Source organism: Novosphingobium sp. MBES04, assembly GCF_000813185.1.
Lineage (GTDB): Bacteria > Pseudomonadota > Alphaproteobacteria > Sphingomonadales > Sphingomonadaceae > Novosphingobium > Novosphingobium decolorationis.
Genome location: NZ_DF850488.1, coordinates 2,413,518 through 2,434,135 on the forward strand (window position 1 = coordinate 2,413,518; position 20,618 = coordinate 2,434,135).

Here is a 20,618-nt window from a genome sequence, read left to right on the forward strand (position 1 = left end):
GCGCCCGGCGGGGTGCCCCCCGCGACGGGCGGATCGCCACGCATCTTGACGGGCCCGCATATGGCTTTCTAGGTGTGGGACATTCCCTGTACTTCCGCGCCTTGGGCGTCGTGGCTGCGGCCCCGATGCGCAGATTGCGCCGGTGCCCTTTCGGATCGCCCCTGCCTGTGTTGACTTTGCCCGTGTTGACCTTGTTCCGTTCCCGACGTCTGCCGCGCGCGCTTTGCGTGGCCTCTGCGCTTGCCTTGTCCTGGGGCGCCTGCGCGAATGCGGCCAGCAGTGGTGGCTCCGGTTTCGAGCTGCGCGGGCCGGAGCTCGTGATGGAGGTGACGCGCGGGGACACGACCTTGCCCGCCGCGCAGGTGCCCAGCCTTCTGGCCGGGGACAAGGTGAGCCTGCATCTGCCGAAAAGCGAGGACCCTGACGACAAGCTGCGCGATTTCCTGTTCGTTGCAGCGTTCCTGCGCGGCGCGGTCAACCCGCCGCCGGACGACTGGATCGCCACCGGACAGGGCTGGAAGGACAAGGAAAAGGACAACACTCTGCAGCTGACTGTGCCCGAGGGCGCGCAGCAGATGGTGGTACTCATGGTCCCGCGTACCCAGGGCGCGCAAGGCGTGCTGGAGGACGCGGTACAGGGAAAGCCCGGCGAGTTCGTGCGCGCGGGCGGCGAGCTTTACGAGGCCTCGCTCGACCATGCGCGGCTGGAAACCTTCATGGCCTCGATCCGCGCGCAGGGGGATCGCAACCCCGAAGCTCTGCGCAAGGTTGCCCCGGTGCTCGCCTCCAGTCTGGGCATGCGCCTTCAGGCCGACTGCCTCGACAAGGTGCTGGAGGAGCAGGCCGCCTGCCTGATCGAGGGGCGCGGCGCGCTGGTCCTGAGCGATGTCCACACCAGTTCGCTGGCCGACACGCTGGCAGGCGCACCGACCGACCTGGCCCTGCAGCTGAGCGCGACACCGCAGGCCGGCTCGGGCTCCTACAGCGCCTATATCGGCGTTGCACGTGACATCGCGCGCCTGTTCGGCGCGTTCAACAACCCGCAGTTCGACTATCTCCCCGCGCTGACCGAGCGGCGGGCGGACCGTCTGGCTCTGCGGCTCAACACCGCCCCTTCCTTCACCAAGCCCAAGTCGGTGCTGGTCGTGGGCATGCCCTCTGTCGAGGCCGATGTCCTGCCGCGTCTGCGCAGCACGCACACGGCGCCGATCTGTGCCGCGCAGGGCCACGTCCTGCTGCCGGTGGAAGGCGCGCCGCTGGTCTACGCAAGTGACTTCGCGCACGCGATGGCGCTGCGCATCACCGCCTCGGACGGGCGCACGGTGGACGTGCCGGTCTCCGCGCGCGCCGACCGGGGCGGCTATGTCTTCGATGCCCGCGCGATCCCTGCGACCTTCTCGGGATCGTTGCGCGCGCACCTTCATGGCAACTGGGGCTTCGCCCCGTTCGAGGGGCCCGACTTCACGCTCCAGCGCCCCGGTCCCGGGGCCTGGCACTCGGTGGGCGACAACGGCACGCTCGTCGTCGGGCGCGACAGTGTGGCGGTGCTGGCGGGTTCCGCTCCCGCCTGCGTCAGCGCGATCACGCTGACCGGAGGCGGCTCGCGCCGTAGCCTGGAGTGGGAGGTGAAGGATACAGAACGCCTTGCCGTGACTGTCCCGCTGGAAGGCGCACGGCCGGGGCCTGTGCAGCTGGCACTGCACCTTCAGGGGGAGGCCGATCCGGTCGCTCTGACGCTGGAGAGCCGTGCGGAGGCAAGCCGGATCGATACGCTCCTGGTGCACGAAGGCGACAGTGAGGCGCGGCTGAGCGGGCAGCGGCTCGACCAGGTCCGGGCGCTGGCTCTCGGGGACCTGACGCTCGAACCCGGCGAATTGCAGCGCCGTGATGGGCGTGATGTGCTGACCTTCGCGCTGGATGCGGCCGGGATGCCCAAGGCGGGCTCCACGCTGGAGGCCCGCATCGCGCTGGCCGACGGGCGTGTGCAGACCCTGCCGGTGACAGTCGCGCCGCCGCGCCCCGATGCGCAGGTTCTGTCGCGCTCGGTGCGCATGCCCGAACCGGCGCAGGGCACGCGTCCCTTGGAACTGACCTCTGACGAGCTGCTTCCGGCGGGCGGCGAGCTTGTCTTCTCGCTCCAGGCGGCGGGGGGACAGGATCTGGGCCGCGATACCGTGGTCGAGGTTGCGCTTGCGGGAACGGCCGAGACGGTGCGCCTTGGCGTCGGATCGGGGCTCATGCCCTCCAGCCCGGGCGTGCTGATCGCGCGGCTCGATACGGGCGCGCTTGCGCCCGGCAGTTTCGGGCCGCTGCGCTTTCGGCTCGTCGCGAACGGCGTGGCGGGGCGCTGGCAGGATCTCGCGCGGCTGGTGCGTCTTCCGGCGATTGACGAGGTGGCCTGCGCCAAGGGCAAGGACGCCACGTGCACGCTGGAGGGGCGCAACCTGTTCCTTGTCGCTGCCGTGGCGCAGGGCGCGGACTTCGCCGGTGCGCGTTCCGTTCCGCCCGGCTTCACGGGAGAGCGCCTGGAGGTGCCCGCTCCCGGTGCGGAGGGCCTCTATCTGCGCCTGCGCGATGACGGCGAGGCGGTGGCGCGGCTTCGGCCGGACGGTGCGTGACCGTGCGTCAGGTGCGCCCGGTGGCGCTCGACTTGTCCTGCTGCGGCCGGCGGCCACTCAGCCGCTGGTAGAAGCGCGAGAAGTACGAAGGATCGGAAAAGCCCAGGTCATTGGCGACCTGGACCACGCTGGCGTTGGTGAAGCAGAGCAATCGCTGCGCCTCCAATAGCAGGCGCGCGTGCAGCATTTCGGTCGGCGTGCAGCCTGCCGCACGCTGGCAGATGCGGGTGAGCGTCTTGCCACTGACGCGCATCTGCGCCGCGTACCATTCGACCCCGCGGTGTTCGGTGAGGTGCAGTTCCATCAGCTGGCGAAAGGCGGAGAGGCGCGCTTCATCCGACTGGGCGGGCGGGGCGTCGTTCTGAGGGGCCTCCAGGCTGCGCACGAGCGCCTCGGCGAGCGTCAGGAACAGCGCGGAAGGGAGCCGCCAGTCGGCCTGGATCGCCAGCATTTCGCGGCACAGCCAGTCAACCCGCGCGACAGCGCCGGGCGCGACCTCGCCGCTCGCCCCATGGGTGAGCATGTGGAGCAGCGGGTCCTGCGCGTCCACGCCGCGCGCCACGAAGGCCGCGGAGAGGGAAAGCACGTAACCGCGGGTGTCGGGCTGGAACTGGAAACCGTGTACGCTGCCGATTGGGACCGCCATGAAACAGGGACCTTGCAGCGTCTCCACCCGGCCGTCGCAGCGGAAGGTGACCTGTCCTTTGGATACCAAGAGGATCTGCACGCTGTGAAGGTGCCGGTGCGCGCCGATTTCCCAGTCGAGCAACGAACTTCGCGCAGCAATTGTCTCAATATGCGCGAATTGGGCGGGAATTTCGCCAAGGTCCTCACCATAGAGGAGGAAGGTGGGAATCGTGCCGGGTGCCATGTCCTGTGTCCGAATAGTACCTGAAGTGTGACGCTCCCAGCCCTTCCTGTCGAGAGGCCACGCGCGCATTACAGGGTCAAGAGTAAGAACAATCAGGGCGCGCACGTCGCGCCGCATGTGCAGCGCCGACATGGCGCGCATCGGGAAAGGAGCACGGCATATGCGTACACAAGTCGCCATCATCGGTGCGGGCCCTTCGGGTCTCCTCCTCGGGCATCTCCTGCGCCAGGCGGGGATCGACTGCGTCGTCCTCGAACGCCAGAACGGGCCATATGTCCTCTCGCGCATCCGTGCGGGCGTGCTGGAGCAGGTGACCGTTCAGCTCATGGAGCGTCTCGGTCTCGATGCGCGCATGAAGGCCGAAGGCCTGCCGCACGATGGCTTCAACCTTGCCGATGGTGAACGCCTCATCCGCATCGACATCAAGGCGCTCACCGGCAAGGAAGTCATGGTCTATGGCCAGACCGAACTGACCCGCGACCTCATGGAAGCCACGGGTGAGCGCGGGCTGGAAGTGGTTTACGAAGCGTCCGATGTCGCGCTCTTCGATATCGAGAGCGATGCCCCTTACGTCACCTATACCAAGGACGGCGTGGAGCACCGCGTCGATGCACGCTTCATCGTGGGCTGCGACGGCTTCCATGGCCCGTCGCGCAAGGCCATCCCGGAATCGGTCGGCCGCAGCTTCGAGCGCGTCTATCCCTTCGGCTGGCTGGGCATCCTTGCCGATGTGCCGCCGTGCAACCACGAACTTATTTACGCCAACCACGAACGCGGCTTCGCGCTGGCCTCGATGCGCAGCGAGACGCGCAGCCGCTACTACGTCGACGTGCCGCTGACCGAGAAGATCGAGGACTGGTCGGACGAGCGGGTCTGGGACGAACTGGCCGTGCGCCTTGGCCCCGAAGCCGCTGCCAACATCACCCGTGGCCCCTCACTCGAAAAGTCGATCGCCCCTTTGCGCTCCTTCGTCTTCGAGCCGATGCGCCATGGCAGCCTGATGCTCTGCGGCGATTCCGCGCACATCGTGCCGCCGACCGGCGCCAAGGGCCTGAACCTGGCCGCCAGCGACGTGCACTACGCGGCTGAGGCGCTGCTCGCCTTCTTCAAGAGCAACGATGCCGACGCCATCGCGGGCTATTCGGAGAAGGCGCTTGCCCGCGTGTGGAAGTCGGAACGCTTCAGTTGGACGCTGACCAAGCTCATGCACCGCTTCCCCGAAGACGGCCCGTTCGAGCGCCGCATGCAGCAGGCCGAACTGGACTACATCGCCAGCAGCGAAGCGGCGCAGCGTTCCATTGCCGAGAACTATGTCGGCTTGCCTGTCTGAAGGATAGAAGAAGAGGGTTTCCGAGGGCCATCGCCCTCGGGCTCCCATTACCAGTCGACCTCACCGGTCTCAGCTACGTTGGCTGGGAAAGGTGAGGTCGACGGGTATGGGGGCAAGGGGTGATGACCCCTTGAATCTCTTTTACTTTCATCAGGGTGTTGTCTTGGAATACCGCTCCCAGTTCCCCAGCAGTTCATCGACCAGTACCGAACCCACCGTGTAGAGGTTCTCCACCGCCGCCTCGAGCCCGGCGTAGCCTCGTTCTCGCGAAGGAGGTAGCTCGCGGCATCGGTGCCGGGCGGCGGCATCGTGAAGTTGGAGCCCGCGCGCAGCACCAGCACCCGGTCGCGGTCCGCGCGGCTGGCCGCATCGAGGTAGGTCATGGCCTGGAGGATGCCGGTGTCCTCCATCGCGGAGGTCACGAATTCGCCCTTGCCGCCGGTCCATTGCCGTACCCAGTGGTTGGCCCAGTCGGTCATGCGCGCGCCGTGCCAGAAGGTCATCGCCGAGAGCTGTTCGCCTTCGAGCACGCGCGGAGGCTCCAGCGCCTTGGGAAAGCCGGTAAAGCTGGCGCGTTCGCGTGCGATCTCGGGCGTGTCGGGCAGGGCAATGTCCCGGGTGAGGGCGAAGGCCCATTGTTCGAGCGAGGGATTGATCTGGAACACCTCACCGCCCGAGGGATCGAGTGGGGTCCGCGTGTCGTGGGGGCCTTGCGTGCCGCGTGCGAAGTAGCCGAAGTCCCAGTCCGCCGGGATCTCGCGCGCGTCGATTTCGTGGGCGAGGTCGCCATCGACGACATAGCGCGCGAGCGCGACCGAACCGATCGAAGCGTCCTGCGGATCGATGCCGGCAATCCCCGCGACCAGCCAGTAGGCCTGGGTGAGGTCAAGGCGATCATCGAGGCCGAGCGCCATCGTGGCGGCCGTCGAGCGTGCGGTGCCGATCCCGGTCACCACGCCCAGAACCTGCGTGTCGGGGTTGTAGTAAAGGTCGTGGAAGCCTTGCGGGAAGGGAATGCGGGTGGTGAGGCCGCGGCGCTCCTTCCACAGCTGGAACTCGCCCGCGGTGTCGCCCTCGTCCTCGCCGATCTCGAAGAGTGAGACGACGACGACCTTGACGGGCAGCGGGCTGTCGCACGGGGCGGCGGGCGTGCAGGTGGCGAGCGTGCGGGCTGCACGGGCGGCGGCGTCCTGCGCCTGGGCCGCCGGAGCAAGCGAGCAGCTTGCCAGAAGGGCTGCGGCGAGGAAACGCAGCCGGAATGGGCGCCGCGAATGGAGCGGGGAAAGGCGCATGCTAGGTCTCGTCTGTGTGAGAAGGTGCGGCGCAGGGACGGTGCCGTGGGGGGGAGCTTTGTCCCTGCGCCTGGGGGGAGCGTCAGAAGTTGTAGGACAGCGTGGCCTGGACGCTGCGCGGACGTTCGGGCAGCGCGATGGTCGAGCCGAACAGTTCGGTGAAGTTGGCGCGGAAGTACTTCTCGTTGGTCACGTTCTTGACCACGACGCGAAGATCCCAGGGGCCCGTGCTGTACGACGCGCTGGCATCGAAGAGCGTGTAGGCGGGCAGGCGCACCGCCTGCGACTGGCCCGAATAGACCGAATCCACCGCCACCATGCTGCCCGCAAAGGCCAGGCCGTTGTCGAAGGCGTAGGTCGCCGTCAGCGCATAGAGGTTGGTGGGAATGCCCGCGCGCCGCGAATCGCTCTTGGACGTGATGGGGATCAGGCCGCCGGGCTGACCGCCCAGGTGCAGGGTCTGGTCGGTGACGTTGACGAGGTCCTCCATGCCCAGGAAGCTGAAGGTGCTGCCCGCTTCGTAGAAGGTGAGGTTATAGACCTTGGTTCGGGTATAGGCGCCGGTGATGAGCAGGTGCTCGTCCACCGCCCAGCGCAGTTCGGCCTCCAGACCCTTGGTCTCGACGGCCTGGTTCACCGTGCTCGACTGCGCGTTGTAGTCGGTACGCTCCTGCTTGTAGACCGAGATCGCGGCGTAGAGCGTGTCGTCGAGCCACGATCCCTTGATACCGCCTTCATAGAGCTTGGAAGCGGTGATGAAGGTATCACCCGCGATGTTCGAGACCGCGATTTCCGCGCCCTGTCCCGCGATCACGACCGACTGGCGCGCGATCGTGGCGTAGGGGACGAGGCCGAGCGGGAGCTTGTAGTTGGCGCTCGCCGACCACGACCAGGCGCCCTTGCTGCCCGAAGCGCTGTCCGGGATGCCATCGGCGCGGTCGGAGGCGACCTGGGCGGCCTCCATGCGGCCGATGTCCGAGGTCGACTTGGCCTTCACGTGGTCGTAGCGCGCGCCAGTGTGACATCGAGGCCGAAGGCAAAATCGAGGTCGGTCAGCGCGGCAAAGGCGACGTCGGTATAGTGGCCATCGACGTAGGAAGTGTAGTTGCAGTCGCACTCGGTCGAGAGCAGGCGATCGCTGGCCGGGTCGTAGCCCTGCGTCAGGTCAACGCGGTGGAAGTACTCGTAGTTGAAGTCCTCCCCATGCTCGAAGCTGGTGTAGCGGATCGAGGGAGAGAGCTGGAAGGCGAAGGTGCCCGCGCTCGATTCGAAGGTCTTGGAGACGACGATCTTGTCCTCGAAGACCCAGGAATCGTGCAGCTGCGAGAAGCCGTAAGCGTTCTCGTTGATGTTCTCGTAGCTGTCGTAGAAGGCCTGGTTCTTGATCTCGATGTCGCCGGGACCCGTCCAGATGAGGTCGGCGTAGAGCGTGGTCGCGTTGTTGTCGAGCCGGTCGTCCTTGCCGGTCAGCGTCTTGCGGCGGCTGAGCGTGGTGGTGCCGGTGTTCTGCAGGTTGAGCAGGTTGTTGGGGCTGGAGGTGTAGCACGCATCGGTGATCGAATCCGCGAACACGCCGCCCCCGCAGGCAAAGCCGCCGAAGATCGAAAGCCCGCCGGGCACCGCCGCGTTGATCTCTTCCACCGACATCTGCCCGTCGCCATCGGTGTCGAGCGAGATGGCGTTGCCGGTGATGTAGGTGCCGTCATCGACCAGGTCCTGCGTCAGGCGGTTCCAGCCGCCGTTCTGCTGGCCGCGGAAGCGGTGGTACATGCCGCCGAATTCCAGCCGCAGATCGGGTGTCAGGTCGGTGTCGAAGGCAGCCTGCAGGATCGTCTGGTTGGTGGACATGTTGTCCCAGTAGCTGCCCGAATCCTCGACCTCGGCGTAGAGGCTGTACCCGAATTGCTGCGTGCCGATGTGGCCCGGGCCGCGGATCTGGGCGGTGAGGTCGGTCTTGTTCCAGCTGCCCAGCGTAAGGCCGATCTTGCCTTCCGGGCTGGCCATGAAGGCGCCGCCCTGCGCGCGCGCGGAACGCGGCACGAAGTTGATGTAGCCGCCGGTCTTGGAGGGGCCGTAGATCGGCGAGGCGGGGCCGCGCACGATGTCGACCCGGTCCGCGGCTGCAATCGGGGTGGGATAGTTGCCCGGGTTGTCGAGGCGACGCACGCCGCGGAAGTAGACTTCGCCCGGCGTACCGCGAATGTCGAGCGCACCGCCCACGCCGAAGAACGAGTTGGTGAAGGTGCCCGGCGACTGCGCGACGAGGTCATAGATCTCGGTGATGCCGAAGCGTTCCATCTGCTCGGCGCTGACGGTAGAGGCGGAACGCGGCGTTTCGACGATGGTCTTGTCGAAGCCGAAGACCGAGCCGACGTCGGCGACAGGCAATGCGTCCAGCGAGCCGGTGACGACGATCTCGGAGGCCGGATCGCGCTCCGCCGGTTCCTGCGCGAGCGCGGGCGTGCTCAGCGCGGTGCAGCCCAGAAGGCCTGCAACAAGCGCATGACCGCGCGCTGCAGATCTGCGCGACCTGCCTGTAAAATAACGTGAAATCCGCATTTTAACCCCCTCATGAATGCCCCGGCGCGTCGTCCCTGTCTGACGCGGCCGAACAGTTCTGCTCTCCCTTTCAGTTGTCCTCGCCCTGTCTTGGTGGTCGTTACGTCCTCTATTGCCATGCATTTCCGCACGGTCTCGGACTGTTGTTCCCTGTTCTTGGTGCGTAGGGCTAGTGGCGCATTGATGTGCAAGCAAATGCAATGAATTTTACAAGGTGTTGCGAAAATTAGAGCGCCTGCAGTGCTTCCGACGGGGGTGCTCTCTTTTTTGCAACGATCTGTCCGGATCATTGCGTTTGCTGGATAGGGTGGCGGCAGGCAGGAGAGGGGCATGCGCCGCGCCTTGCCTTTCTCCCGGATCGGACTCGATCCGCGCTCCGTCTTGCGCCAACCTTGCGTGGGAGGGGGCAATTGGCCCGTTGCCCGCAGGGCTGCAACGGGGCATGATCGCGTGGTTGCACAGGGGCTTGGCGCATGCCTTCCCGTGCTGGCGCGCGCTGTGCGCGTCCTCCAGCCAGGAGATGAGGCCGCATGACCACGTCCACACCGCCCCGGTCCGGCGGCGCTGCCGTCCCGCGCTCGCATGCGGCCATCGATGCCGCCGCCGCCGCTGTCGGACTGCCGATACCGCAGGAATGCCGTCCCGGCGTCGAAGCCAACCTGGAGCTGCTCGAAAGCCATGTGCGCCGCATGCGCGCAGAGGACGGGGAATGATCTCCTGGCACCGCACGACGGCCTGCGACATCGCTCGGGCGGTACGGGGGCGCGAGGTCACGGCCCGCGCGGTCCTTGAAGGCTGTATTGCCGATATCGAGGCACGGGCCGCGCCGCTGGTCGCGGTGACGCAGCTTCTGGCCGAGCGCGCGCGCGCTGAAGCGGACGCCGTCGATGCCCGGATCGCGGCGGGCGAGGATCCGGGGCCGCTGGCGGGTGTGCCCTACGGGGTAAAGGACCTTTTCGACGTCGCCGGACGGCCCACTACGGCAGGCTCGCGCGTCTATGCCGATGCGCCGTCTGCGCCGTGCGATGCCAAGGCCGTGGCGCGGCTGAAGGCGGCAGGCGCGGTGCTGGTCGCCACGCTCAACATGGATGAGTTCGCCTATGGTTTTGCGACCATCAACGCGGCCTATGGCACCACGCGCAACCCGCACGACCTGGCGCGTCTTGCGGGCGGGTCATCGGGCGGCTCGGCGGCCGTCGTGGCGGCCGGGCTCATGCCGCTGGCGCTGGGATCGGACACCAACGGCTCGGTGCGCGTGCCCGCCAGCCTCACCGGGCTCTATGGCCTGAAGCCCACGCATACCGCGCTGCCGCTGGACGGGGTCTTTCCGTTTGCCGAAAGCTTCGATGATGTCGGGCCTTTCACGAGGTCGGTGGAAGACATGGAGCGGGTCTGGGCGGTGCTGCGTGGGGAGCCGAACGTCCCGCTCACGGCTGCGGACCTGCGCGTTGCGCGGCTGGGCGGGCGCTTCCGGGTGAACGCCGATCCCGACCAGCTCGCCGCGATGGACGCCATTGCGGGCGAGGGGCCCTTGCTGGAGATCCCCGAGATTGGCCGGGCGCGCTCGGCGGCGTTTCTGATCACCGCGCACGAGGGCGGCATGCTCCACCGCGCCATGTTGGCGGAGCGGGCCATGGACTACGATCCGCAAGTGCGCGACCGCCTGATCGCAGGCGCCCTCCTGCCCGAGACCATCGTGGACGAGCGCGCGCGTTCCGGGCGGACTATATCGCCAGGGTCACGGCGATGCTGGCGGACACCGATGTGGTCCTGGCACCGGCCACGCCCTGTACCGCCCCGCGCATCGAGGATCCTCGTATCGCGATCGATGGCGGGATGCGGCCCGCGCGCGCGGACCTTGGTATTCACACCCAGGCGATCACGTTCCTGGGCTTTCCCTCGCTGGCCGTGCCTCTGAAGCGACCAGGCGCCTTGCCGCTCGGCCTGCAGCTGATCGGCAAGCCGGGTGAGGAGGACAGGTTGTTCGCGCTGGCACGCCAGCTGGAAATGCGCGGGTTCACGGGGGTGAGCGCGCCGGCCTGCATGGCCGAGACACGCGAAGAGGGGACTAGGCAATGAGTGACACAGAGACGCTGGCCGGGCAGGACAGCGCCTGGGACGCGCGGCTGGAACGCCGCTTCGAACTGCGCGCGCGCGGCACGACGCCGCGCACCGAGGTGCTGGCCGGGTTCACCACCTTCCTGACGATGGCCTACATCGTCCTCGTCAATCCCGCGATCCTGGGAACGGCGGGAATGCCTGTCGCGGCGGTTGCGGCGGCGACGTGTTTTGCCGCAGCCTTTGCCTCGATCCTGATGGGCTTTACCTCGAACACCCCGCTTGCGCTGGCGCCGGGCATGGGGCTCAACGCCTACTTCAGCTTTACCGTGGTGCAGCAGATGGGGGTGCCCTGGCAGGTGGCGCTGGGCTGCGTGTTCATTTCGGGCGTGGCCTTCCTGCTCCTGACGCTGACCGGCATCCGCCAGCTGATCGTCCACTCGATCCCGCAGTACCTCTTTGCCGCAGTCGCGGGCGGTATCGGCCTGTTCATCGGCTTCATCGGTCTTCGCGATTCCGGCATTGTCGTCGCCAACCCGGCGACGTTCGTGGCGCTGGGCGACCTGCGCCAGCCGGCACCCGCGCTTGCGCTCTTCGGGCTGATCCTGATCGGCGGGCTCAGCGCCTGGAACGTGCGCGGAGCCATGCTGATCGGGATTGTCGCGACGACGGTTCTGGGCTGGCTGTTCGGCCTCGTCAGCTTCACGCCCGAACCCTATTCGCTCGAGGCGATGACCGGCACGCTGTTCCAGCTGGACCTGGGCGGTGTGTTCGGCTCCGAAGGCCAGCATGGCCTCGGCCTTCTCGAAGTGCTCTTCGTCTTTCTCTTCGTCGACCTGTTCGACAACATCGGCACGCTTGTCGCCGTGACCAAGCGTGCGGGGCTGATCGGTTCGGACGGAAAGATCCCGCGTCTCAACCGCATCCTGGTCACCGATGCGGTGGCGACCATGGTCGGCTCGATGGCGGGCACGAGCACGGTGACAAGCTACGTCGAGAGCGCCTCGGGCGTGCAGGTGGGCGGACGCACGGGGCTTACCGCCATTGTCACCGGCCTCCTGTTCCTCGCGATGATGTTCGTCGCGCCTTATGCGCAGCTCATTCCGCTCGCCGCGACCGCGCCTGCGCTGATCATCGTGGGCGGCATGATGTGCCTGCCGCTGACCGAGGTGGAGTGGGAGGACCCGCTCTGCGCGATCCCCGCCTTCCTGACTGTCGCGATGATCCCCTTCACCTTCTCGATTGCCAATGGCCTTGCCTTCGGGATTACCGCCCACGCGGTGCTCAAGATCGTGCGCGGAACCTTCGGCAAGAGCGACCTTTTCCTGCTGGTTCTTGCCTCTCTCTTCGTTGCCCGCTTCATCTGGATGGGAGCTGCCTGATGCGTCGTGCCATGTCTCTTCTTGCCACCGCGCTCGCGCTTGTTTCTGCCCCCGCGCTGGCCGAGCCTTTCGACACGATCCCGCGCACGGTGGTGATGACCGCCTTTGCGCCCGAATGGGATGCGCTGGCCCCAGCCATTGCCGAGCCGCGCGAATACAGCGCCAATGGCCTCACCTTCCTGGCCGGAACGCTGGAAGGAAAGCCCGTGGTGCTGATGCAGAGCGGGGTGAGCATGGTCAACGCGGCGATGAACACCCAGCTCGTGCTCGACCGTTTCAAGGTGAAGCGCATTGTCTTCTCCGGGATCGCGGGCGGGGTCGATCCGGCGCTTTCGATCGGAGATGTGGTGGTGGCCAGGGACTGGGCGCAGTACCTTGAAGTCTCCTTCGCGCGCCGCACCGGCGAGAGCTGGGTGACGCCCGAGCCGGTCGATGCGGAAGCGCCCGCCAACTGGGAGATGATGTTCCCGCGCGGCGTGCGCGTGGGCAACGCGAGCGAGGCCCCGGTGCGCCACTACACGCTCGGTGCAGACCCCGCGCTGCTCCAGCTGGCCGAGGATGTGACCGCCCGCATCAGCCTGCAGCGCTGCACCGGGCCTTCGGGCACGGCAAGCGGTACGCACTGCCTGGTCGAGGAGCCCAAGGTGGTGGTCGGCGGTACGGGCGTGAGCGCGGGCGTCTTTGCCGACAACAAGGAGTTTCGCGAGTACCTTCAGGCCGCCTGGGGCGCGCGCGTCGTCGATATGGAAAGCGCCGCCGTGGTGCAGGTCGCCTACGCCAACGAGGTGCCTGCCATCGTCTTTCGCAGCCTGTCGGACCTTGCCGGCGGCGATGATGGCGAGAACCAGATGAACACCTTCATGGCGCTTGCCTCGGTCAACTCCGCGCATGTCGTGCGCGCGTTCCTCGCCGCGCTCCCGGACTGAACAGAAGGCCCAGACCCATGCAGACCGTTACCGCGCAAAATGGCATCGCCACCGCCCCACACCACCTCGCCGCGCAGGCGGGCCGCGACGTGCTCGCGGAGGGCGGAACGGCCCTGGAGGCCTGCGTTGCCATCGCGGCCACCCTGAGCGCGGTCTATCCGCACATGACCGGGATCGGCGGGGATGGCTTCTGGCTGATCCGCGAGCCCGATGGGCGCCTCCACGCGATCCACGGCGTGGGCGGGGCGGCGGCGAGCGCGGACCTCTCCCTCTATGCAGGCCTCGATGCGGTGCCCCAGCGCGGTCCTCTGGCCGCCAACACGGTGGCGGGCACGGTCTCGGCCTGGGAGGCGGCACTGGCCGACCCGGCTTGCACCCTCCCGCTCGATCGTCTGCTGCGCGATGCCATCGTCCATGCCGAGACCGGCGTTGCCGTGACCGCAGGCGGGGCCGGGATTGCGCAGACCAAGGGCGAGGAACTGCGCAGCCAGCCCGGCGCCTATGCCGACATCTTCGAACCCGAAGGCCGCCCGCTTGCCGAAGGCGACGTGCTGCGCCAGCCTGCGCTCGCCGAAACGCTGCGCACGCTCGCGCGGGAGGGCCTGGCGAGTTTCTACACAGGTTCGCTGGCCGCGCGCCTGGCCGAGGACCTCGCGGAACTGGGCAGTCCGGTCTCGGCGGCTGACCTCGCCGCGCATGCGGTGAGCCGCCCCGCGCCCCTCTCGGTGCCGATTACGGGCGCGCGCCTCTTCAACACCGCGCCGCCCACGCAAGGGTTCGCCTCGCTCCTGATCCTCGCGCTGTTCGACCGCCTGCAGGCCGACGCGCCGGACGGCTTCGATCACGTCCACGGCCTCGTCGAGGCGACCAAGCAGGCCTTTCTGCTTCGCGATGCGCATGTGGGCGATCTGTCCTTCACCGATTTCGATTTTCAGGGCCTGCTCGCCGATCCCGATGCGCTCGACGCTCTGGCTGCGCGCATCGACCCCGCAAAAGCGCTGCCCTGGCCGCAGCCCCCGCAGTGGGGCGATACCTGCTGGTTCGCTGCCGCCGACGGAGAGGGCCGCGTGGTCTCGTGCATCCAGTCGACCTACTTCGAGTTCGGCTCGGGGCTGGTGCTGCCGCAGACCGGGATTACCTGGCAGAACCGGGGCTCCTCCTTCCGTCTCGCCGAAGAGGGCTGGAATGCCCTCAAGCCCGGGCGCAAGCCCTTCCACACACTCAATCCCGCCATGGCGCTCTTCGACGATGGCCGGATCATGGCCTACGGCACGATGGGCGGCGAGGGGCAGCCCCAGACGCAGGCCGCGCTCTTTACCCGCTACGCGCGCTACGGCGTGGACCTGCAGGAGGCGATTTCGGCACCGCGCTGGCTGCTCGGGCGAACCTGGGGCGATGTCACGACCTCGCTCAAGCTGGAGGACGGCTTCGATCCTGCGCTTTACACGGCGCTCGAAGCGGCGGGGCATGATGTCGAGCGGGTCGGCCCACCCAGCGCCATGATGGGGCATGCGGGCGCGCTGGTGCGCCTGCCCGAAGGCGGCTTTGCAGGCGCGAGCGATCCGCGCAGCGACGGGGCGGCGCTGGGATGGTGAGTAGTCTGCAATCTCCTGGTGGCGCGCGCGCTGTCGCGCGCTGCAATGCGCTGCGCGAGGCTCCCTATTCCGACATGGAAGGGGGGCTCTACCGGGGTTACCTGACGCCGGCCTATGCCGCCGCGCAGGGGGCGTTGACCGGCTGGATGGAAGAGGCCGGGATGAAGGTGCGCCGCGATGCCGCCGCGAACCTTATCGGCCGCTATGAGGCGAGCCGTCCCGATGCGCCCGCGCTGATGATCGCCAGCCATCTCGATTCGGTGCGCGATGGCGGTGCCTACGACGGGCCGCTCGGCATCATGCTGGGGATCGAGTGCGTGGCCGCGCTCCACGCCAAGGGGCGTCGCTTCCCCTTCGCAATCGAGGTCTATGCCTTTGGCGATGAGGAAGGTTCGCGCTTTCCCGCCGCGATGCTGACCAGCCGTGCGGTGGCCGGCACGCTGGAGCGCGGCGCGCTCGACATCGCCGATGGGCAAGGTGTGACGCTGGCTGAGGCCGGAGTGGACCCGGATGCGTACCTCACCGCCCGGCGCGCGCGGGGCGAGATCTTTGCCTATCTGGAAGCCCATATCGAACAGGGCCCGGTGCTCGAAGCCAATGGTCTTGCCGTGGGCACAGTCACCGGCATCGCCGCGCAGCTGCGCTACGCGATCACCCTCAAGGGTCTTGCCGGACACGCGGGGACGAGCGCGATGCCGCTGCGCCGCGATCCGCTTCCCGGTGCCGCGCAGATGGTGCTTGCCGCCGAGGAACTGGCCGCCGCCGACATGTCCGATGCCGTCGCCACCGTTGGCCGGATCGAGGCACTGCCCGGCGCGCCCAACGTCATTCCGGGCGAAGTGCGCTTCACTCTCGACGTGCGCGCGGGCGATGTACGCCGCCGCAACCGCGTGGCCGAAGCAATCCTGACGCGCTGCCAGGCGATTGCCGCCGCGCGCGCGCTCGAACTGGACGTCGCGTGCATCCACGACCTGCCGCCCAGCCCCTGCGATGAGGGTCTGATGGAATTGCTCGACGCCGCCCACGAAAGCGCAGGCCAGCGGGTCTTTCGCCTCGTTTCGGGCGCGGGCCACGATGCCATGAACATGGGCGCGCTGTGCCCCACCGCCATGCTGTTCCTGCGCTGCAGGGGCGGCATCAGCCACAACCCGGCCGAACATGTGGAGCCTGCGGACGCGCAAGTCGCGCTCGCCGTCATGCTCGGTTTCCTCGACCGTCTCGGAGAGCGCCACCATGCCCGTTGAACTCGATCCCCTTCTCTTCGGGGAGATCGACCCGCCCCAGCGCCTGCTCATGGGGCCTGGCCCCGTCAACGCGCATCCGCGCGTGCTGCGCGCGATGTCGGCCGACCTGCTCGGCCAGTTCGACCCCGAGATGACCGGCTACATGGAGCAGGTCATGGCGCTCTACCGCCCGATCTTCGGCACGAAGAACCGCTGGACGATGCTGGTCGATGGCACCGCGCGCGCGGGGATCGAGGCCGCGCTCGTCAGCCTTGTCGCACCGGGCGAGACCGTGCTTGTCGTCAATTTTGGCCGCTTCGGCCTGCTCCTCACCGAGATTCTCACCCGCATCGGCGCGCGCATCGAGACGGTCGAGGCGCCCTGGGGCGAAGTTGTCCCGCTCGCGGCAATCGAGGAGGCCATCGCGCGCACCTCGCCCAGGCTGGTGGCGACGATCCACGGCGATACCTCGACCACGATGGCGCAGCCGCTTGAGGGTTTCGGCACGCTGTGCCGCGCGGCGGGCGCGCTCTCCTACGTCGATGCGACCGCGACCATCGGCGGCATGGAGCTTGCCGCCGACCGCTGGGATGTCGATGTCGTGACGGGCGGCCTGCAGAAGTGCCTGGGAGGGCCTTCGGGCTCGGCCCCGATCACCATCTCGGACGCGGCGGCCGAGCACATCTTCGCGCGCCGCCACACCGAGGCGGGCATTCGCATGAAGGGGCTTGAGGACGGGCAGGGACCGCGCATTTCCTCCAACTATTTCGACCTCGCCATGATCATGGACTACTGGTCGGAAAAGCGCCTCAACCACCACACCGAGGCGACCTCGATGCTCTACGCCGCGCGCGAATGCGCTCGTGTGGCGCTGGGCGAGGGACTGGCCGCGCGCTATGATCGCCACACCCGTTCGGGCCGCGCGATGGCGGCGGGCCTGCGCGCGATGGGCCTCACCGTCTTTGGCGATGACACGCACCGCATGTCCAACGTCACGGGCGTCCACATCCCGGACAGCGTCGATGGCGAGGCGGTGCGCGCGATGATGCGCGACACCTTCGAGATCGAGATCGGCACGGCCTTCGGCCCCTTGCAGGGGCGGATCTGGCGGCTGGGCGCGATGGGCTACAACGCGATGAAGCACAAGGTGCTGATCACGCTCGGCGCACTCGAGGCGTGCCTGCGTGCCCATGGTTTCGTGCTGCCGCTGGGCGAGGCGGTGCCCGCTGCGATCGAGGCCTGGGACAGTGCCGGCGTGGGAGAAACCGCATGAACACGACGCCCCGCGACCTTGTCGGCTACGGCGCCAACCCGCCCGAGGCGCACTGGCCGGGCGGCAAGCGCGTCGCTCTCCAGTTTGTCATCAACTACGAGGAAGGCGCGGAGAACAACGTCCTCAACGGCGACAAGGGTTCCGAGGCCTTCCTCTCCGAGATGGTCGGTGCGGCCAGCCACCCGGACCGCGCGATGGCGATGGAAAGCCTTTACGAATACGGCAGTCGCGCCGGGTTCTGGCGGCTTCACCGCCTGTTTGCATCGCGCGGCCTTCCGGTGACGGTGTTCGGCGTGGCGAAAGCGCTCGAAGCCAACCCCGAGGCAGTTGCCGCGATGCGGGCGGCCGACTGGGAGATCGCCAGCCACGGCCTGCGCTGGATCGACTATCAGAATGTCCCCGAAGAGGTCGAACGCGCGCACATCGCCGAGGCCATCGCGCTCCACGAAACGGTAACCGGCACCCGCCCGCTCGGCTGGTACCAGGGGCGGACGTCGCCCAACACCGCACGTCTCGTGGCCGAGGAAGGCGGTTTCGTGTACGATGCCGACAGCTACGCCGACGACGTGCCCTACTGGGATGACAAGCATGGCTGCGCGCAGCTCGTCGTGCCCTACACGCTCGACGTCAACGACATGAAGATCGTCGCCTACAACGGCTTTACCGAAGGTGAGCAGTTCTTCCGCCATATGCGCGACACGTATGACCAACTGGTCGAGGAAGGCGGGCGAATGATGTCGGTGGGCCTGCATGCGCGCATCGCCGGAAAGCCCGGCCGCGCGCGCTGGGTCGGCCGCTTCCTCGACCATGTCGCGCAAAGCGGCGCGGCCTGGATCGCGCGCCGCATCGACATCGCCCGCCACTGGCAGACCACGCACCCCTACGCCGGAGAGACGACATGAAGATCAACGATCCCGTTCTCCTCGCCGAAGTCACCGCCGCGTTCCACGAATACGAACGCGCGCTGATGGAGGACGACATTACGGCGATGGATGCGCTCTTCCACGAGGCTGAAACCACCAACCGCTATGGGGTGGGCGAAGTGCTCTACGGCATCGAGGAAATCCGGGCGTTTCGAAAGGGACGCGGCGGCTCGCCCCAGCGCACGCTTGGCAAGGTCTCGATCGTGACTTACGGCGATGCCTTCGCGACCGCGGATGCCGAGTTCTTTCGCGAGGGATCGGAGCGGCGCGGGCGCCAGACGCAGAGCTGGGTGAAGTTCGATGACGGCGATTTCGGCGGCTGGAAGGTCGTCTCCGCGCACGTAAGCCTCGAAGGAAACACCCACTGATGGCGGCGCTTTTCGAACACAGCCCCTGGGTCGAGGCGCGCGCCGATGCCGCACCGTCCCACGGGGACCGGCACGCCGATCTCATGGCCGTGGTCCACGCCGCGAGCCGCGAGGAGCAACTCGCGCTCATCCGCGCGCACCCCGAACTTGCCGGCAAGGCCGCCATCGACCGCACCTTGACGCAGGCGAGCGCGTCGGAACAGGCGAGCGCCGGGCTCGACCGGCTTTCGCCGGCCGAATACGAGGCGTTCCATGCGCTCAATGCGGCCTACCGTGAGCGCTTCGACTTCCCCTTCATCATCTGCGTGCGCCTGACCGACAAGGCCGGGATCCTTGCCGCCATGCGCGCGCGCCTTGCCAACGACCGCGAGACCGAGATCGCCACTGCCCTCGCGCAGATCGGCGAGATCGTCCGCCTGCGCCTGGAAGACCTCGCATGACCGAACAGATGGGCCTGCGCGCGCTGGAACAGCGCCTTGAACGCGAGCTGGAGCTTATCGCCTTCAACCGCCCGCAATGGGTGCGCCCGCGCCAGTTCGAGGGCGAGGATGTGCTCGATGTTGCCGTGATCGGCGGCGGGCAGTGCGGCCTTGCGACGGCCTTTGGCCTCAGGCGCGAAGGCGTGACCAACGTCATGATCTTCGATGAAAGCCCGGCAGGCTTCGAGGGGCCGTGGGAGACCTATGCGCGCATGGTCACGCTGCGCACGCCCAAGACGCTCACCCCGCTCGATTTCGGTGTGCCTTCGCTCACCTACCAGGCCTGGTGGGAGGCGCAGAACGGTGCCGCGAGCTGGGGCGCGCTCGACAAGATCGCCCGCGGGGATTGGATGGCGTATCTGCGCTGGTACCGCCACGCGCTCGACCTCCCGGTCGTCAACGAGGCGAAGCTCGTACGCATCGAACCTGTGCCGGGTGAAGCGCTCCACCGTCTGCACTTTGCCGACGGCACGAGCGAACTCGCGCGCAAGGTGGTTCTTGCCACCGGCATCCAGGGCGGGGGCGAATGGCACACGCCTGCCATGGTGCGCGACAATCTGCCCAAGGCGCTCTGGGCGCACACCAGCGAGCCCATCGACTTTGCCGCGCTCCACGGGAAGCGCATTGGCATCCTGGGCGGCGGAGCCTCCGCTTTCGACAACGCCCATTTCGCTCTTTCGCAAGGGGTGGAGGCGGCCGAAGTCTTCATCCGCCGCAGCCAGCTTCCGCGCGTCAATCCGATCCGCTTCATGGAGAAGGTCGGTTTTGCCGCGCGCTACCCTGCGCTTGACGATGCGACGAAGTACGCGGCGATGGATTGCTTCCTGGGGCACAACCAGCCCCCGACGAATGATACGTTCGCCCGCGCCGCGTCCTGGCCGGGCTTTCATCTCCACACCGGGGCGCCCTGGCTGGACGTTGCCGAGCACAACGGGCTGGTGCGCGTGACCACGCCGCATGGCCATCACGAATTCGACTTCGTGGTGATCTCGACCGGGCTCATCAGTGACCCGGCGCTGCGCCCGGAACTTGCCGAGGTTGCCGATCTCATCGCGCGCTGGGGTGAAGTCGTGACGCCCAAGGGGCCGCGTAACGCGCTGATCGATGCCCATCCTTACCTGGGTGACGGTTTCGAGTTCTGCGCGCGCCAGGGCGTTGACGGTGCACCGCTCCATGGCCTCTACGCCTTCAACTATTCCGCGCTGATCAGCCTGGGCCTCTCGGCCTCGGCGCTCTCGGGCCTGCACCTTGCGCTGCCGCGTTTGCTGCGCAGCATTGCCGACCAGCTGTTCCTCGATGACAAGGACGTGCTGGTCGAGGAATTCCTCGCTTACGATGATCCCGAATTCGTCGGCGAATGGCCACTCCCCGAAACCGGAGACGCGGCATGAACACACTTTCGACCCACGTTCTCGACACCGCCCACGGCACGCCCGCCAGCGGGGTCGCCATAGAATTGATCGCCGAGGGCGGCTCGGTGCTGTTCACAGGCACGACCAACGCGGACGGGCGTTGCCCGGACCTGCCGCAGGTGCCCTCGGGCGGATACCACCTGCGCTTCGCCGTCGCCGACTACTTTCGGGGCAAGGGCATGCACCTGCCCGAACCGCCGTTTCTCGATGTTGTCCAGATCGACTTCGGCATCGCCGAGACGGGCGCGCACTACCACGTGCCGCTGCTCGTCTCACCCTACGGCTACTCGACGTATCGGGGCAGCTGAC

General features: G+C 67.5%; 16 protein-coding genes and 2 pseudogenes. 15 read left to right on the forward strand and 3 right to left on the reverse strand.

The window, feature by feature from the left end; translation table 11 throughout:
• Window positions 1–227: 227 nt before the first annotated feature.
• The gene (locus MBENS4_RS10700; RefSeq protein ID WP_242404867.1) at window positions 228–2,618 is read left to right on the forward strand and encodes a hypothetical protein; all 2,391 of its coding nucleotides are present in this window, start codon (window positions 228–230) and stop codon (window positions 2,616–2,618) included.
• A gap of 7 nt (window positions 2,619–2,625) precedes the next feature.
• Here MBENS4_RS10700 and MBENS4_RS10705 read toward each other — a convergent pair whose 3' ends face one another.
• On the reverse strand, window positions 2,626–3,489 hold the full coding sequence (locus MBENS4_RS10705) for a helix-turn-helix domain-containing protein (protein WP_039390675.1): 864 nt from the start codon (window positions 3,487–3,489) through the stop codon (window positions 2,626–2,628).
• A 160-nt stretch (window positions 3,490–3,649) separates the two neighbouring features.
• On the opposite strand from MBENS4_RS10705, the gene pobA reads away from it, so the two are divergent.
• Complete coding sequence (pobA, locus tag MBENS4_RS10710) at window positions 3,650–4,819, forward strand: 4-hydroxybenzoate 3-monooxygenase (RefSeq protein WP_039390677.1); 1,170 nt, start codon at window positions 3,650–3,652, stop codon at window positions 4,817–4,819.
• A gap of 47 nt (window positions 4,820–4,866) precedes the next feature.
• Here pobA and MBENS4_RS10715 read toward each other — a convergent pair whose 3' ends face one another.
• Together MBENS4_RS10715 and MBENS4_RS27580 are read right to left on the reverse strand one after the other, a co-directional pair.
• A complete protein-coding gene (locus tag MBENS4_RS10715) occupies window positions 4,867–6,111 on the reverse strand; it encodes a purine-nucleoside phosphorylase (protein ID WP_242404868.1) in 1,245 nt (414 codons plus the stop codon).
• Between the two features lie 82 nt (window positions 6,112–6,193).
• A pseudogene (locus tag MBENS4_RS27580) lies at window positions 6,194–8,670 on the reverse strand (TonB-dependent siderophore receptor).
• A gap of 530 nt (window positions 8,671–9,200) precedes the next feature.
• Between MBENS4_RS27580 and MBENS4_RS10725 the strand changes: the two are divergent.
• The 13 genes and pseudogenes from MBENS4_RS10725 to uraH all read left to right on the forward strand — a co-directional run bounded on the left by MBENS4_RS10725 (window position 9,201) and on the right by uraH (window position 20,617).
• On the forward strand, window positions 9,201–9,383 hold the full coding sequence (locus tag MBENS4_RS10725) for an AtzG-like protein (protein WP_039390679.1): 183 nt from the start codon (window positions 9,201–9,203) through the stop codon (window positions 9,381–9,383).
• Window positions 9,380–10,024: pseudogene (locus MBENS4_RS26630) on the forward strand (amidase family protein); the annotation flags it as partial. The gene MBENS4_RS10725 and the pseudogene MBENS4_RS26630, both read left to right, overlap by 4 nt.
• Before the next feature lie 392 nt (window positions 10,025–10,416).
• Window positions 10,417–10,749: an amidase family protein gene (locus MBENS4_RS26635; RefSeq protein ID WP_242404871.1), complete on the forward strand. Its 333-nt coding sequence runs from the start codon at window positions 10,417–10,419 to the stop codon at window positions 10,747–10,749.
• The gene (locus MBENS4_RS10735; protein WP_039390681.1) at window positions 10,746–12,110 is read left to right on the forward strand and encodes an NCS2 family permease; all 1,365 of its coding nucleotides are present in this window, start codon (window positions 10,746–10,748) and stop codon (window positions 12,108–12,110) included. The genes MBENS4_RS26635 and MBENS4_RS10735 overlap by 4 nt, the downstream gene beginning before the upstream one ends.
• Window positions 12,110–13,036, forward strand: a complete 927-nt coding sequence (locus MBENS4_RS10740) for a 5'-methylthioadenosine/S-adenosylhomocysteine nucleosidase (RefSeq protein WP_039390683.1) — start codon at window positions 12,110–12,112, stop codon at window positions 13,034–13,036. The genes MBENS4_RS10735 and MBENS4_RS10740 overlap by 1 nt, the downstream gene beginning before the upstream one ends.
• A 17-nt stretch (window positions 13,037–13,053) precedes the next feature.
• The gene (locus MBENS4_RS10745) at window positions 13,054–14,631 is read left to right on the forward strand and encodes a gamma-glutamyltransferase family protein (RefSeq protein WP_039390685.1); all 1,578 of its coding nucleotides are present in this window, start codon (window positions 13,054–13,056) and stop codon (window positions 14,629–14,631) included.
• A complete protein-coding gene (locus MBENS4_RS10750) occupies window positions 14,625–15,875 on the forward strand; it encodes an allantoate amidohydrolase (RefSeq protein WP_039390687.1) in 1,251 nt (416 codons plus the stop codon). The genes MBENS4_RS10745 and MBENS4_RS10750 overlap by 7 nt, the downstream gene beginning before the upstream one ends.
• Window positions 15,865–17,127 carry a pyridoxal-phosphate-dependent aminotransferase family protein gene (locus MBENS4_RS10755; protein WP_039390689.1) on the forward strand — a complete coding sequence of 421 codons (1,263 nt, stop codon included), beginning with the start codon at window positions 15,865–15,867 and terminating at the stop codon, window positions 17,125–17,127. The genes MBENS4_RS10750 and MBENS4_RS10755 overlap by 11 nt, the downstream gene beginning before the upstream one ends.
• The gene (puuE, locus tag MBENS4_RS10760) at window positions 17,124–18,029 is read left to right on the forward strand and encodes an allantoinase PuuE (RefSeq protein WP_039390691.1); all 906 of its coding nucleotides are present in this window, start codon (window positions 17,124–17,126) and stop codon (window positions 18,027–18,029) included. Before MBENS4_RS10755 ends, puuE begins: the two co-directional genes overlap by 4 nt.
• Window positions 18,026–18,418: an oxalurate catabolism protein HpxZ gene (gene hpxZ, locus MBENS4_RS10765; RefSeq protein ID WP_039390693.1), complete on the forward strand. Its 393-nt coding sequence runs from the start codon at window positions 18,026–18,028 to the stop codon at window positions 18,416–18,418. Before puuE ends, hpxZ begins: the two co-directional genes overlap by 4 nt.
• A complete protein-coding gene (gene uraD / locus MBENS4_RS10770; RefSeq protein WP_039390695.1) occupies window positions 18,418–18,858 on the forward strand; it encodes a 2-oxo-4-hydroxy-4-carboxy-5-ureidoimidazoline decarboxylase in 441 nt (146 codons plus the stop codon). Before hpxZ ends, uraD begins: the two co-directional genes overlap by 1 nt.
• The gene (locus MBENS4_RS10775; protein ID WP_039390696.1) at window positions 18,855–20,288 is read left to right on the forward strand and encodes an FAD/NAD(P)-binding protein; all 1,434 of its coding nucleotides are present in this window, start codon (window positions 18,855–18,857) and stop codon (window positions 20,286–20,288) included. The genes uraD and MBENS4_RS10775 overlap by 4 nt, the downstream gene beginning before the upstream one ends.
• Window positions 20,285–20,617, forward strand: coding sequence for a hydroxyisourate hydrolase (gene uraH, locus MBENS4_RS10780; RefSeq protein WP_039390698.1), 333 nt, complete (start codon window positions 20,285–20,287; stop codon window positions 20,615–20,617). The genes MBENS4_RS10775 and uraH overlap by 4 nt, the downstream gene beginning before the upstream one ends.
• Window position 20,618: the final 1 nt, after the last annotated feature.

Excerpts from the sequence above, each read along its gene's own strand:
- MBENS4_RS10705 (WP_039390675.1), bottom strand. The coding sequence starts at position 3,489 with ATGGCACCCGGCACGATTCCCACCTTCCTCCTCTATGGTGAGGACCTT.
- pobA (WP_039390677.1), top strand. The coding sequence starts at position 3,650 with ATGCGTACACAAGTCGCCATCATCGGTGCGGGCCCTTCGGGTCTCCTC.
- MBENS4_RS10715 (WP_242404868.1), bottom strand. The coding sequence starts at position 6,111 with ATGCGCCTTTCCCCGCTCCATTCGCGGCGCCCATTCCGGCTGCGTTTC.
- MBENS4_RS10725 (WP_039390679.1), top strand. The coding sequence starts at position 9,201 with ATGACCACGTCCACACCGCCCCGGTCCGGCGGCGCTGCCGTCCCGCGC.
- MBENS4_RS26635 (WP_242404871.1), top strand. The coding sequence starts at position 10,417 with ATGCTGGCGGACACCGATGTGGTCCTGGCACCGGCCACGCCCTGTACC.
- MBENS4_RS10735 (WP_039390681.1), top strand. The coding sequence starts at position 10,746 with ATGAGTGACACAGAGACGCTGGCCGGGCAGGACAGCGCCTGGGACGCG.
- MBENS4_RS10740 (WP_039390683.1), top strand. The coding sequence starts at position 12,110 with ATGCGTCGTGCCATGTCTCTTCTTGCCACCGCGCTCGCGCTTGTTTCT.
- MBENS4_RS10745 (WP_039390685.1), top strand. The coding sequence starts at position 13,054 with ATGCAGACCGTTACCGCGCAAAATGGCATCGCCACCGCCCCACACCAC.
- MBENS4_RS10750 (WP_039390687.1), top strand. The coding sequence starts at position 14,625 with ATGGTGAGTAGTCTGCAATCTCCTGGTGGCGCGCGCGCTGTCGCGCGC.
- MBENS4_RS10755 (WP_039390689.1), top strand. The coding sequence starts at position 15,865 with ATGCCCGTTGAACTCGATCCCCTTCTCTTCGGGGAGATCGACCCGCCC.
- puuE (WP_039390691.1), top strand. The coding sequence starts at position 17,124 with ATGAACACGACGCCCCGCGACCTTGTCGGCTACGGCGCCAACCCGCCC.
- hpxZ (WP_039390693.1), top strand. The coding sequence starts at position 18,026 with ATGAAGATCAACGATCCCGTTCTCCTCGCCGAAGTCACCGCCGCGTTC.
- uraD (WP_039390695.1), top strand. The coding sequence starts at position 18,418 with ATGGCGGCGCTTTTCGAACACAGCCCCTGGGTCGAGGCGCGCGCCGAT.
- MBENS4_RS10775 (WP_039390696.1), top strand. The coding sequence starts at position 18,855 with ATGACCGAACAGATGGGCCTGCGCGCGCTGGAACAGCGCCTTGAACGC.
- uraH (WP_039390698.1), top strand. The coding sequence starts at position 20,285 with ATGAACACACTTTCGACCCACGTTCTCGACACCGCCCACGGCACGCCC.